Below are 12,091 nucleotides of genomic sequence, written 5' to 3' on the forward strand. Positions count from 1 at the left end.
GAGCGTGTCTGGATCGCGCGTGATGCGTGCCGCGGCAGGGGGTGGACGGCTAGATTCGCCGCATGAGCGCCCCGGCCGGCACGCCTGACGTCACGCCCGACGTCCCGCCTGCCGTGGAGGTACGCCGATCCCGCCGGCGTCGTCGCACGGTGTCGGCCTACCGCGACGGCGACCGCATCGTCGTGCTGATCCCGGCCACGATGAGCAAGCGTGACGAGGCCACCTGGGTGGCCGACATGGTCGCCCGGATCCAGCGCCAGGAGAGGCGCAAGCTGCGCTCGGACGACGACCTCGCGACCCGCGCGGCCAAGCTCAACGACCTCTACTTCGGTGGCCTGGCGGTGCCGGCGTCGGTGCGCTGGGTGACCAACCAGAACGCCCGCTGGGGCTCGTGCACCCCGGGCGACCGGACGATCCGGCTCAGCGACCGCCTGCAGCAGGTGCCGGCGTGGGTCGTCGACTACGTCCTCGTCCACGAGCTCGCCCACCTGCTCGAGGCGGGGCACACCCCCGCGTTCTGGGGGTGGGTGGACCGCTACCCGAGGGCCGAGAAGGCCAAGGGCTACCTCGAGGGCTACTCCGCGGCCGCGCGGCTCGAGCCGCCGCCGGGCGTCGAGGACGACTGACGCGAGCGGACCCGCTCGAGCGCGGTGTCGATGAGGACGTACATGTCGGGGAACGTCTCGGGCAGCGCGTCGACGGGCCACCAGCGCACGTCGAGCGACTCGTCACTGGTCGCGTGGGAGCCGTCGGGCTCCGCGACGGCGACGAAGCGCACGTCGAGGTGGTGGACGGTGCCGCGGTCGGAGCAGAACTCGACGGCGTGCGCGTCGAGGCACAGCGGCTCGTCGTCGAAGTCGAACGACGCCAGGCCGGACTCCTCGACGAGCTCGCGCCGCGCGCCGTCGGCCAGCGAGGCGTCACCCGGCTCGAGGTGGCCGCCGAACGCCAGCCACGCACCGGCCTTGCGGTGGTGGTTGAGCAGCACCGCGTCGGCACCGGGCGACACCACGATCGCGCCGGCGGTCAGGTGGTCGGGGAAGCAGGCCTTGGCGAGCCCGTCGGGGTGCGCGGCGAGGTGGTCGAGGTAGCGGCGGCGCAGGACGTCCTGGCCCTCCGTCGGTGCCACCCAGCGGGCCAGCGTGTCGACGGCGCTCGCGTGGAGCTCGGTCACTCCTGCGTGCCGCCGTCGAGCAGGTTGCGCAGCTCGGCGTCGAACTCGTCCTCGGTGAGGGCGCTCGGGGCGTCCGAGCCCTCGCGGAAGCCCAGCGGGTCGTCGAGGTCGGCCGCGGTGGGGAGCAGGTGCGGCGACATCCACACGCCGTCACGCGCCTCCTCGCCCTGTCGGGTGCGCAGCGAGCCCCACAGGGTCGAGGCGTCGCGCAGCCGGCGCGGGCGCAGCTCGAGGCCGACGAGGGTGGCGAAGGTCTGCTCGGCCGGGCCGCCGGCGGCACGCCGGCGGCGTACGGTCTCCTGCAGCTTGGCCGCAGCCGGCATCCGCTCGGCCGTGGCCTGCCCCACGACCTCGTCGACCCAGCCCTCGACGAGCGCGAGGGTGACCTCGAGCTTCTCCAGGGCGGCCTTCTGGGCGGGTGACGGCTCGGGGTCGAAGAGGCCACCGGCCAGCGCGTCCTGCATCGCCTGCGGGTTGGTCATGTCGATCTCCCGGAGCTTGCTCTCCATGCCGGAGGTGTCGAAGTCCATGCCCTTGCCGTAGTCGGCCACGGCGCCGATCAGGTGGTCGCGCAGCCACGGCACGCCGGCGAACAGTCGCTGGTGCGCGGCCTCGCGCAGCGCGAGGTAGAGCAGCACGTCGTCGGCGGTGACGTCGGGCAGCTCGGCGGCGAAGGCGGTGACGTTGGTCGGCAGCAGGGCGGCCTTGCCGATCGGGCCGAGGGGCAGGCCGATGTCGGAGGCGCTGAGCACGTCGCCGGCGAGGGCGCCGAGGCCGCTGCCGACCTGGGAGGCGACCATCGCGCCACTGGCCTTGCCGAGCATCGCCATGAGCGGGCCGGCGAGCTGGCGCATCTCCTCGGGCATCGCCGCGCCGAGGGCGTTGGTGGCGGAGCCGGCGATGGGCTCGACCAGCACCTTCCACACGTCGACGGTCTCGACGATCCACTCCGCGCGGGACCAGGCCGCGGTGGTGGTCACGCCGGACGCGAAGCCGGTGGTGGTGTCGAGCCAGTGGTCCGCGAGCCGTACGGCGTCGGCGACCGCGCCCGACTGGGCCGGGGTCACCGTCGGGTCGGGCTCCTGCGCGGCCGACTTGCGGGCGAGGTCGGTGACGGTCTCCCAGTTGACCGGCCCGCCGTCGTCGCCGCCGGGCGCGAAGAGCGACTGCATCTGCGACATCAGCGCGTTGAGGTCGGGCATCTGCCCACCCCCGCCGAAACCACCCATCTGCGAGAAGATCTGCTCGAAGGGCGTGCCCTTGAACGGGTTGTTGTCGTCGGGGTCCTGGCCGGACTGCCCGGGGCCGCCGGGGGTGTCACTCATGCCGTCCACGGTACCCACCCGACCTACACCTCGCCCGGCCGCGCCGCCCTACACTCGCCCGCGTGAGCAATCCCCAGCCCGGCCCCGGATCGGATCCGGTGCGACTCGTCGCCATCCGCGACACGCCGCTCGACGTGACCGAGGTGCTCGACGCGCTCGACGACGACGGCTCCGGGGGCCTCACGCTGTTCGTCGGGAAGGTCCGCGACCACGACGGCGGCAAGGGCGTCGTCGGGCTCGGCTACTCCGCCCACCCCACCGCGGCGGCGCGGCTCGAGGACGTGTGCCGCCGCGTCGCGGAGGAGCACGACGTCCGCGCGGTGGCCGCGGTCCACCGCGTCGGTGAGCTGCGCATCGGCGACCTCGCCGTGGTCGTCGCCACGACGGCCGCCCACCGCGGCGACGCCTTCGCCGCCTCGCGCGCGCTGATCGACACGCTCAAGGCCGAGGTGCCCATCTGGAAGCACCAGCTCTTCGACGACGACACCGAGGAGTGGGTCGGCACGCCGTAGGGCCTCGACACGCTCGGCGCGCTCGCCGATCGACCGCCGCCGGCGGCCTAGGCTCACCGTGTGGAGATCCTGCTGTGGCTCGTGCCCGCCGTCGTCGCGACGGTGGTGGCGATGCTGTGGGTCTCGTGGGCGGGCCGTGACGGACGCGGCGAGGTCGACCGCGACGTCGCCGTCGAGCGGATGGCCAAGGCCCTCGCCAAGGAGCTGCCGGCCGGCGCCCGTCGTACGCCACCTCGCGGTCCGACCCCGGCACGCGACCGCAGCACCGGCATCGCTGTCCGTCCCAGCTCCAGCACCGACGGCAGCACCCGACGCGCCTCCTGAGCCACCCCCGAGCCACCACTGGACCACCGCTGAGCGACTCGGGGTGATGGCGGGTTGTCCGCGGGTTGCGACGGTTTGAGAGAGTTGCGCCCATGAGTCAGCGGACCAGGGCGGGGCTGCTCGCGCTGTGCCTGCTGGCCGTGCTGTGGGGGACCGCCGCCTTCGTGCCGCTGCCCTACGTCACCTACTACCCCGGCCCCACCGTCGACATCCTCGCGAAGAGCGACGGTGAGGAGACCGTGCAGGTCACCGGCCACAAGGCCTACTACGACGACGGTGAGATGCGGATGACCACCGTCTACGTCAGCCAGCCCGAGCAGGACGTGACGCTCCCGATCCTGCTCAAGGCCTACTTCGACCCCGACGCGGCGGTGTGGCCGCGGTCCTCCATCTACGCCCCTGACGAGACCGACGAGTCGAGCGACCGCGAGTCGGCGGTGGCCATGGTGTCCTCGCAGGACACCGCCATCGCCGCGGCCCTCACCCAGCTCGGCGAGAAGGTCGCCCCCGTCGTCGAGGTCCAGGACGTCACGCCCGGCCTGCCGGCCGACGGCAGGCTCGAGGTCCGCGACGTGCTGCTCGAGGTGGACGGCACCGAGATCACCGAGGCACAGGACGTCGTCGACGCGGTCGACAGGGCGAAGGCGGGGCAGCCGATCACGTTCGTCGTGCGCCGCGACGGCACGGAGAAGACCGTCCGGGTCACGCCCGAGACGGTCGACGGCGACCTCCGCGTCGGGATCACGCCCGGAGTGGGCTACGACTTCCCGTTCCAGGTCAGCGTCAACATCGCCGACAACATCGGCGGCCCGAGCGCCGGGCTGATGATGTCGCTCGCCATCTACGACACGCTCACGCCCGGATCCATGACCGACGGCGCCGACATCGCCGGCACCGGCACCATCACGCCCGCCGGCAAGGTCGGCCCGATCGGCGGCATCCAGCAGAAGATCGCCGCCGCCCGCGACGCGGGGGCCGAGCTCTTCCTCGTGCCGGCCGACAACTGCGACGGCATCGGGGGAGTCGACCCGGGTGGCATGCGGCTGGCGAAGGCGACGACGATGGACGGCGCGGTCACGACGATCGCCGACTGGGTGGCCGACCACGACGCCACGCTCCCGAGCTGCGAGGACACCGCCTCATGACCGACCTGCCCGACCAGCAGCCCAATCCCGACGAGCCCCGGCCGGAGCCCGCGCTGCCCGACCAGCCACTCCCGGAGGACCCCGCCCTGGCCGCGGCCGTGCTCGAGATCGAGGCCCACGTCGCCCAGGACGGCTGGGACCAGCCGGCGCGGCTCTACGCACTCGTCGACACCGCGGCCCTCGTCGCCCAGGAGCCGGGGCTTGCCGCCGCGATGCGCATCGACGGCCCCGGCGACGACGGGTCGTTCACCCCGATCGAGCAGGACGGCCTCCCGCCCGGCCAGGCGCTCGAGGAGGCGCTCCAGACGATCGCGTGGCCCGACAGCGTGTCGGGCTGCGCCGCGGTGATCGAGCGCCTCGTGCTGCCGCCCGGCACCGACGACGAGATCCCCGACGACCCCACGGCGGCCGAGCTGTTCGCGCGCGAGCACCCGGACCGCCAGGAGGTACGCATGGTGGCGGGCGTGACCCGCGCCGGGGCGTCCTACTGCGCCCTGCGCCTGCGCGCCCACGACGACGAGCAGTCGGTCGTCAACGGCACCGAGCTGGTGCCGGGCCTCCTCGACCTCCTCCACGCGACGTTGCACGACACCCACGAGCACCCCCACGAGCACCCCCACGAGCAAGGGCCCGCATGAGCACTCCATTCGACCGACCGAGCGGACCGACCGGGCCCCAGGGCCCGCAGCGACCCGGTGGCCCCGGCGGGCAGCGTCCCGCGGCCCCGTCGCGACGACCCGGTGCGCTGGTGATCACCGCGATCATCCTGATCCTGCTCTTCATGCTGCTGAGCGGCTTCGCGTCGTTCTGGACCGACCGGCTGTGGTTCAAGTCCGTCGGCTACAGCGAGGTCTTCACGACGCTGCTGCTGACCCGCATCGGCCTCTTCTTCGTCTTCGCCGGCCTGATGGCCGCGACGGTTGCGGTGACGATGTCGATGGCCTACCGCTACCGGCCCGTGCTCTTCCCGGGGATGCCCGGGCTTCCCGACGACGGCATGGACCGCTACCGCGAGCTGCTCTCGCCGCGCATGGGCTGGGTGATCGGCGGCGCCGCGGCCGTGATGGGCCTGTTCGCGGGCGCGTCTGCCACCGGCCAGTGGCGCAGCTACTCGCTGTGGCAGCACAGCGAGAGCTTCGGGAGCACCGACCCTTACTTCGGCAAGGACATCGGGTTCTACGTCTTCCAGCTGCCGTTCTGGCACTACCTCGTCGACTACGTGATGGCGCTGGCCGTCATCGGCCTGCTCGCGACGATCCTGATGAACTACGTCTTCGGCGGCATCCGGCTCTCCGCACGGGCGGGGGAGCGGTTGACCAGCGCCGCCCAGATCCAGGTCTCGGCGCTGCTCGCGATGTTCGTGCTCGCGAAGGCCGTCGACTACTGGCTCGACCGCTTCGACCTGGTCACCAGCTCCGGCTCGATCTTCACGGGCATGGGCTACACCGACGACAAGGCGGTGCTCCCCGCTAAGGAGATCCTCGCCGGCATCGCGATCGTGTGCGCCGGGCTGTTCCTCGCCAACATCTGGCGCCGCACCTGGCTCCTGCCGTCGGTCGGCGTCGCGCTCTTCGCGCTCTCGGCGATCATCCTGGGTCTCGTCGTGCCGACGCTCGTCCAGGCCCTGCAGGTCAACCCCAACGTGCCCGACCGCGAGGGCCCCTACCTCGAGAAGAACATCGAGGCGACCCGTGAGGCGTTCATGCTCGACCAGATCGAGGAGGAGCAGTTCGCCGGCACGCCCATCCCCGCCGACGGCCGGCTCGCCGCACTGGACGGCATCACCTCGTCGGTGCCGCTGGTCGACCCCAAGGTCGCGAGCGAGACCTTCCAGCGCCAGCAGCAGGTGCGTCCCTACTACGCGGTCAACAGCGTCCTCGACGTGGACCGCTACGAGCTCGACGGCAACGACCGGGCGATCGTGCTGGGCGTGCGTGAGCTCGACCAGAGCAACATCGCCTCCGACAACCAGACGTGGGCCAACCTCCACACCGTCTACACCCACGGCAACGGGGTCATCGCGGCCTACGCCAACCAGCGTCCCGAGGACGACGAGCGCCAGTCGAGCACCATCCAGTGGGCCGAGGGCCAGGCCGCGAACCAGAACGCGCTGGGCACCATGGACCCTGAGGGCTACGAGTCGCGGGTCTACTACGGCGAGATGAGCCCGACCTACAGCGTCGTCGGCACCCGCCCCAACGGGAACTCGATCGAGCTCGACCTGACGACCGACTCCGGCACCGATGCCGCCGAGGAGCAGGACCGCCTGACGACCTACGACGGGGCCGGCGGCGTCCCGATCGGCAACGTCTTCACCAAGCTGCTCTACGCGATCAAGTACTCCGAGCCGAACCTCGTGCTGTCCGGGCGCGTCGACTCCGACTCGAAGATCCTCTACGACCGCAACCCGCGCGAGATGGTCGAGAAGGTCGCCCCGTGGCTGACCGTCGACTCCGATCCCTTCCCGGCCGTCATCGACGGCAAGATCCAGTGGATCCTCGACGGCTACACGACCACCGACAAGTACCCCGGCTCGCAGAGGGCGTCGTTCGAGTCGATGACGCAGGACGCCCTGCAGGACGACAACGCCTTCGCCACGCTCCCGACCGACGAAGTCAACTACCTCCGCAACTCGGTCAAGGCGACGGTCGACGCCTACGACGGCACCGTCACGCTCTACCAGTGGGACGAGGACGACCCGATCCTCAAGGCCTGGTCGGCGGTCTTCCCCGGCACGGTCCAGCCGAAGGACCAGATCCCCGACTCGCTGATGGACCACCTGCGCTACCCGGAGGACCTCTTCAAGGCCCAGCGCTACCAGTACCAGCGCTACCACGTCACCGACCCGCAGTCGTGGCTCGAGGGCTCCGAGCGCTGGGAGGCGCCGAAGGACCCGCAGGCCACCGACAAGGTGCAGCCGCCCTACCGCCTCTTCACCGACCAGGACGGCACCCAGGTCTGGTCGCTGACCTCGACCTACGTGTGGCCCAAGCGCGACAAGCTCGCCGCCTTCATGGAGGTCGACAGCGACGCCACGTCGGACAGCTACGGCAAGATCTCGGTCAAGGAGCTGCCCGACGAGGGCACCGACGGACCGCGCCTGATCGCCAACCAGCTCAGCACCAACGACGAGGTGCGTGACCAGCTGCTGCCCTACACCCAGGGCGACGCCGACATCCTCTACGGCAACCTGCTGACGCTGCCCGTGGCCGACGACTTCATGTACGTCCAGCCGCTCTACACGCGGCGCAACAACGAGTCGGCCTTCCCGGTCCTGACGTTCGTGCTGGTCTCCTACAAGGGCAACGTGGGGATCGGTACGACGCTCACGTCGGCGATCTCGGACTCCCTCGACGGCGACACCGCGTCGACCGGCGGCACGGACCCCGGCACCCCGACCGAGACGCCCACCGAGACGCCGACGACCTCGCCCACCGAGTCGCCCACGGCGGAACCGTCGAACCCGCCGTCGGGTGGTGGCACGCAGGCCCAGATCCGCGACCTGCTCCAGCAGGCCGAGACCAAGTTCAACCAGGCCGACGAGGCGCAGCGCAACGGCAACACGGTCAAGTGGGCCCGCCTCATGGAGGAGGCCCGCCAGCTCATCGAGCAGGCGGTGAACCTCGCCGGCTGACCCCGATTTGGGTAGTGCCGGACCACCCCTGTAATGTTCTGTTCACCGACGCGGGGTGGAGCAGCTCGGTAGCTCGCTGGGCTCATAACCCAGAGGTCGCAGGTTCAAATCCTGCCCCCGCTACACAGAAGGCGAAGGCCCGGACCGCACGGTCCGGGCCTTCGTCGGTTCCGCTCCTGGTGGCGCGCTACCAGGACGCCTTGCGGATCCCCGGCAGCTCGCCGGCGTGCGCGAGACGGCGGAACGTGATCCGCGAGACGCCCGCCCGGCCGACGTACCCGCGGGGCCGGCCGTCGACCTGGTCGCGGTTGCGCACGCGCACGGGTGACGCGTCGCGGGGGAGCCGTGACAGCGCGCGGACGGCGGCGTCGCGCTCGCCCGGGGTGCCGGTGCGGACCGCGTGCTTCAGCGCGGCCCGGCGCTCGGCGTACCTCGCCACCGTCCGCCTGCGGCGCTCGTCGGCCACGACCTTCGAGAGCTTCGCCATCAGCGCTCCTCGCGGAACTCGACGTGCCGGCGCACGCGCGGGTCGTACTTGCGCATGGTGAGCCGGTCCGGGTCGTTGCGGCGGTTCTTGGTGGTGACGTAGGTGTAGCCGGTGCCGGCGCTCGAGCGCAGCCTCACCTTCGGACGGACGTGGTTGCCGGCGGCCATCAGATCCGACCCCCTCGTGCGCGGATGTCGGCGGCGACGGCCTCGATGCCGCGCTGGTCGACGGTCTTGATGCCCCGCGCGCTGAGGGTCAGCGTCACGTGGCGGCGCAGGCTCGGCACCCAGTAGCGCTTTGACTGGACGTTGACGTCGAAGCGGCGCTTGGTGCGGCGGTGCGAGTGCGAGACGTGGTGGCCGAAGCCCGGACGGGCGCCGGTCACCTGGCAGGTGCGTGCCATGGGGTCCTCTCTGGTGTGCTCTGGTGTGCTCAGCCCTGGCGGGTCTTGAGCCGGGGGTTGCGCTTGTTGATGACGTACGTCCGCCCGCGGCGGCGCACGACCTGGGAGCCCGGTTGTTCCTTCACCGACCGGATCGAGCTGCGGACCTTCACGACGACCTCCTCCCGGGGGAGACGAGCCCGCGCTGGACCGCGCGGACCAGGCGGCGCGGGACGCGGTGGGTCCCGCCGTCGACGGTGACGGGCACGAGGTCGGTCGGGGTCGCCTTCCACTGCGACCTGCGGTGGCGGGTGTTGCTGCGCGACGTACGTCGCTTGGGCACGGCCATGGGAGCTCCTGTCGTGTGGTGGGCGGGTCAGGCGACGTCGCGGATGGTGCCGAGCCAGGGCTCGAGCCCGTCCTCGAGGACGTGCCACGAGCGCGGCTCGCGCGCAGCCTCGGCGGGGGTGAGGAGGATGTCCTCGAACGCCGCGACGAGCGCGGCGGGCGGGGCGCCGAGACCGGTGAACAGCAGCCGCGTGGCCGGCGTACGACGACCCCACGGGCTGTGTGCGCCGATGCTCAGCTGGCCGCCCGCACCCGACCACTCGAGCTGGTCGCCGGGCCGGGTCGGCAGCCAGAAGGTGCCGCGGGCCCGGAAGGCGCCGCTGCCGAGGCGCTCGATCCGGTCGAGCAGCCGGTCGGGGTGGAACGGCCGGGGGGAGGCCAGCCGCAGCCGCCAGGCGCGCGAGTCGCCCAGCGCCGGGAGCTCGGTGTCGAGCTCGGGCGAGCTCCAGCCGTGCGCGAGCTGGTGGTGGTGCCGACCGCTGGCCACCTCGGCTGCGTCGACGCGGTCGACGCCGACGACGAGCGGGACCCCCGGACGTACGAGCGCACGCAGCAGGTCGGTCGCCTCGGCTCCGGGGTCGGCGTCGAGCACCACGTGGTCCGCGAGCTCGAGCTGCGCGCACGCCACCTCGCCGACCCCGCGGTCGTCGCCGGGGTTGCAGTGGGCGTCGCGCTCGCGCAGCAGGTCGTTGCTGAGCAGGTCGCGCACGAGGTCGCCCGACGACAACGTCGCCACCACGCTGCTCAGCCGCAGGTGTCGGGCGAGCCGGGTGTCACGGGCCAGCACCGTGGCGAGCTGGCCGGCCTCGGTGCCGGTGGGCAGTCCGGCCACGATCGTGCCCCAGCGCGGGTCACGGGCCAGCCGCTCCAGCGTCGGCAGGATGTCCTCGCGCAGCGCGCAGTGGACGCACGCGTGCTCGAGCTGGGTGTGCACCTGCTCGAGCACGCCGCTGACGTCGCTCACGACGCGGGTGAGCACCTGGGAGTGCGGGTCGATGCGGTGCCGGACGGACACCGTGCGCGGGAGGTCCCACGCCAGCGTCAGCAACGTGGAGTCCATCGCCACCGGGTCGACCCCGGTCACCACGACGAGCGACGTCCTCATGCGCCGGCCCCGTAGCGCCGCCGGAACTTCTCGACGCGGCCCTCGCTGTCGAGCGTGCGGGCGGTGCCGGTCCAGAACGGGTGGCTGTCGCTGGTCACGTCGACGTCGATGACCGGGTACGACGTCCCGTCGACCTCGACGTGCTCGACCGACCCGTCGCCGTCGCGCCCGGCGAGCGTCGAGCGGGTGACGAAGAGGCGGCCGGTGGCACGGTCGCGGAAGGCCACGGGTCCGTAGGTGGGGTGGATGTCCTGCTTCACAAGTCCTCCTGAGAACGAGAATCGTTCTCAAGTATGACACACTCGTCCAGCCGGGCAACCCCGCCCGGCACGCACCGCACACCCGCACCACGCAAGGAGCAGCACATGAACCGCAAGGACCTCGTCGAGGCCGTCGCCGCCACCACCGGTCACACCCAGGCGGACGCCGACGCGTCCGTGACCGCCGTGCTCGACGCGATCACCCGCGCCGTCGCCGCCGGTGACCGCGTGACCCTCCCGGGCTTCGGCACCTTCGAGCGACGCGAGCGCGCGGCGCGCACCGGTCGCAACCCGCAGACCGGCGAGGCGATGGAGATCGCGGCCGGCGCCTCGCCCGCGTTCAAGCCGGCGGCCGGCTTCAAGCAGGCGGTCTCGGCAGGCTGACGCGCCCCCGGCGACCACACGTGTCCGAGAGGTTGCCCTCGATCCACCGATCCAGGGGCGACTTCTCGGACACGTGTGCGTTCGTGGCCGGCGTGGTCCGGGTCGTCAGGCGGCCAGCGCCCTGACGTCATCGGGCGCGTCGCGGGTCTCGCCCCGGGCGCCACTGCGCTCCGCGCCGATGCCGGCCGCGACGACCAGCGCGATGCCGGCGACCGCGAGCCCGTTCGGCACCTGGCTGAGGGCCAGGAATCCGATGACGAGGGCGAACGCCGGTTCGAGGGCCATCAGCGTCCCGAAGGCGCCGGTCGTCAGCCGTCGAAGCGCCAGCAGCTCGAGGGTGAACGGCACGACCGGCAGCAGGATCGCCAGCCCGAGGCCGTACAGCAGCAGCTCCGGCGTGAGGTGGTCGACCACGCCCGGTCCCGCCACCACCGTCGCCACGACGCCGGCCACGGGCATCGAGATCGCCAGCCCGCCCAGGCCGCTGACCGCGTCGCCGACGCGCTGGGTCAGCAGGATGTACGCCGCCCAGCACACCGCTGCGCCGAGGGCGCAGGCCACGCCCACCGGGTCGGCGTGCCCGGACCACGGCTGGGTCAGGCAGACGACGCCTGCCGCGGCGAGCAGCGCCCACGCCCGCCCGGTGCCCCGGCTGCGGACGACGGCGACCGCCAGCGGCCCGAGGAACTCCAGCGCGCTGGCGGTGCCGAGCGGCAGCCGGGCGACGGCCTCCATGAAGAGGAGGGTGACGCCGGCGGTGACCACGCCCAGCGCCGTGCCGGCGAGCAGGGCCTCGCGGGAGTAGAGCCCGAGCCGCGGACGGACGACGACGAGCAGCAGGACCCCGGCCCAGAACAGCCGCAGCCAGGCGGCGCCGGAGGAGCCGATGTCGTCGATCAGGCCGACCGAGACAGCGAGCCCTAGCTGGACGCAGAGCATCGAGGCGATCGCCATCGAGGCGCCGGCGCGGGCGGGGGAGAGGGAGCTCGAGCGGGTCATGTCCCCAGTAGA

17 protein-coding genes and 1 tRNA gene are annotated in these 12,091 nt (G+C 72.3%); 8 read left to right on the forward strand and 10 right to left on the reverse strand.

Annotated features, from left to right (window positions below):
• Positions 1–62: 62 nt before the first annotated feature.
• The gene (locus BLV76_RS14045) at positions 63–626 is read left to right on the forward strand and encodes a M48 metallopeptidase family protein (RefSeq protein ID WP_090969685.1); all 564 of its coding nucleotides are present in this window, start codon (positions 63–65) and stop codon (positions 624–626) included.
• Here BLV76_RS14045 and BLV76_RS14050 read toward each other — a convergent pair.
• Together BLV76_RS14050 and BLV76_RS14055 are read right to left on the reverse strand one after the other, a co-directional pair.
• On the reverse strand, positions 575–1,174 hold the full coding sequence (locus BLV76_RS14050; RefSeq protein WP_090969686.1) for an NUDIX hydrolase: 600 nt from the start codon (positions 1,172–1,174) through the stop codon (positions 575–577). The two genes, BLV76_RS14045 and BLV76_RS14050, sit on opposite strands and share 52 nt — an antisense overlap.
• The gene (locus tag BLV76_RS14055) at positions 1,171–2,499 is read right to left on the reverse strand and encodes a zinc-dependent metalloprotease (protein ID WP_090972738.1); all 1,329 of its coding nucleotides are present in this window, start codon (positions 2,497–2,499) and stop codon (positions 1,171–1,173) included. Before BLV76_RS14055 ends, BLV76_RS14050 begins: the two co-directional genes overlap by 4 nt.
• A 62-nt stretch (positions 2,500–2,561) precedes the next feature.
• Between BLV76_RS14055 and BLV76_RS14060 the strand changes: the two genes are divergently transcribed.
• From BLV76_RS14060 to BLV76_RS14085, 6 genes are all read left to right on the forward strand, one after another.
• Positions 2,562–3,011 (forward strand): molybdenum cofactor biosynthesis protein MoaE, encoded by a 450-nt coding sequence (locus tag BLV76_RS14060; protein WP_090969687.1) that lies wholly within the window; start codon positions 2,562–2,564, stop codon positions 3,009–3,011.
• A 60-nt stretch (positions 3,012–3,071) separates the two neighbouring features.
• Positions 3,072–3,335, forward strand: a complete 264-nt coding sequence (locus tag BLV76_RS14065; protein ID WP_245734683.1) for a hypothetical protein — start codon at positions 3,072–3,074, stop codon at positions 3,333–3,335.
• 92 nt (positions 3,336–3,427) lie between these two features.
• Entirely contained in the window at positions 3,428–4,480 is a 1,053-nt protein-coding gene (locus BLV76_RS14070) for a YlbL family protein (RefSeq protein ID WP_090969688.1), read from the forward strand.
• A complete protein-coding gene (locus BLV76_RS14075; protein ID WP_217630352.1) occupies positions 4,477–5,118 on the forward strand; it encodes a PPA1309 family protein in 642 nt (213 codons plus the stop codon). Before BLV76_RS14070 ends, BLV76_RS14075 begins: the two co-directional genes overlap by 4 nt.
• A complete protein-coding gene (locus tag BLV76_RS14080; protein ID WP_090969689.1) occupies positions 5,115–8,114 on the forward strand; it encodes a UPF0182 family membrane protein in 3,000 nt (999 codons plus the stop codon). The genes BLV76_RS14075 and BLV76_RS14080 overlap by 4 nt, the downstream gene beginning before the upstream one ends.
• A 49-nt stretch (positions 8,115–8,163) precedes the next feature.
• Positions 8,164–8,237, forward strand: a tRNA-Met gene (locus tag BLV76_RS14085).
• A gap of 64 nt (positions 8,238–8,301) precedes the next feature.
• On the opposite strand, the gene rpsN is transcribed toward BLV76_RS14085, so the two are convergent.
• Genes rpsN through BLV76_RS14120 form a run of 7 tightly spaced genes read right to left on the reverse strand, consistent with a single transcriptional unit; the run spans position 8,302 to position 10,696 of the window.
• The gene (rpsN, locus tag BLV76_RS14090) at positions 8,302–8,601 is read right to left on the reverse strand and encodes a 30S ribosomal protein S14 (protein WP_090969690.1); all 300 of its coding nucleotides are present in this window, start codon (positions 8,599–8,601) and stop codon (positions 8,302–8,304) included.
• A complete protein-coding gene (rpmG, locus tag BLV76_RS14095; protein ID WP_090969691.1) occupies positions 8,601–8,768 on the reverse strand; it encodes a 50S ribosomal protein L33 in 168 nt (55 codons plus the stop codon). The genes rpsN and rpmG overlap by 1 nt, the downstream gene beginning before the upstream one ends.
• Entirely contained in the window at positions 8,768–9,004 is a 237-nt protein-coding gene (rpmB, locus tag BLV76_RS14100) for a 50S ribosomal protein L28 (RefSeq protein ID WP_090969692.1), read from the reverse strand. The genes rpmG and rpmB overlap by 1 nt, the downstream gene beginning before the upstream one ends.
• A 29-nt stretch (positions 9,005–9,033) precedes the next feature.
• On the reverse strand, positions 9,034–9,156 hold the full coding sequence (gene ykgO, locus BLV76_RS14105) for a type B 50S ribosomal protein L36 (RefSeq protein WP_090969693.1): 123 nt from the start codon (positions 9,154–9,156) through the stop codon (positions 9,034–9,036).
• A complete protein-coding gene (gene rpmF, locus BLV76_RS14110) occupies positions 9,153–9,332 on the reverse strand; it encodes a 50S ribosomal protein L32 (RefSeq protein WP_090969694.1) in 180 nt (59 codons plus the stop codon). Before rpmF ends, ykgO begins: the two co-directional genes overlap by 4 nt.
• A 27-nt stretch (positions 9,333–9,359) precedes the next feature.
• On the reverse strand, positions 9,360–10,436 hold the full coding sequence (locus BLV76_RS14115) for a CobW family GTP-binding protein (RefSeq protein ID WP_090969695.1): 1,077 nt from the start codon (positions 10,434–10,436) through the stop codon (positions 9,360–9,362).
• Positions 10,433–10,696: a type B 50S ribosomal protein L31 gene (locus tag BLV76_RS14120; RefSeq protein WP_090969696.1), complete on the reverse strand. Its 264-nt coding sequence runs from the start codon at positions 10,694–10,696 to the stop codon at positions 10,433–10,435. The genes BLV76_RS14115 and BLV76_RS14120 overlap by 4 nt, the downstream gene beginning before the upstream one ends.
• Positions 10,697–10,729: 33 nt before the next feature.
• Here BLV76_RS14120 and BLV76_RS14125 point away from each other — a divergent pair, with 33 nt between their 5' ends.
• Complete coding sequence (locus BLV76_RS14125; protein ID WP_175539683.1) at positions 10,730–11,080, forward strand: HU family DNA-binding protein; 351 nt, start codon at positions 10,730–10,732, stop codon at positions 11,078–11,080.
• Positions 11,081–11,185: 105 nt separating this feature from the next.
• Here BLV76_RS14125 and BLV76_RS14130 read toward each other — a convergent pair whose 3' ends face one another.
• Positions 11,186–12,079: an EamA family transporter gene (locus BLV76_RS14130; protein ID WP_090969698.1), complete on the reverse strand. Its 894-nt coding sequence runs from the start codon at positions 12,077–12,079 to the stop codon at positions 11,186–11,188.
• Positions 12,080–12,091 lie beyond the last annotated feature (12 nt).

This window comes from Nocardioides exalbidus, assembly GCF_900105585.1.
In the GTDB taxonomy this organism is placed as follows: domain Bacteria; phylum Actinomycetota; class Actinomycetes; order Propionibacteriales; family Nocardioidaceae; genus Nocardioides; species Nocardioides exalbidus.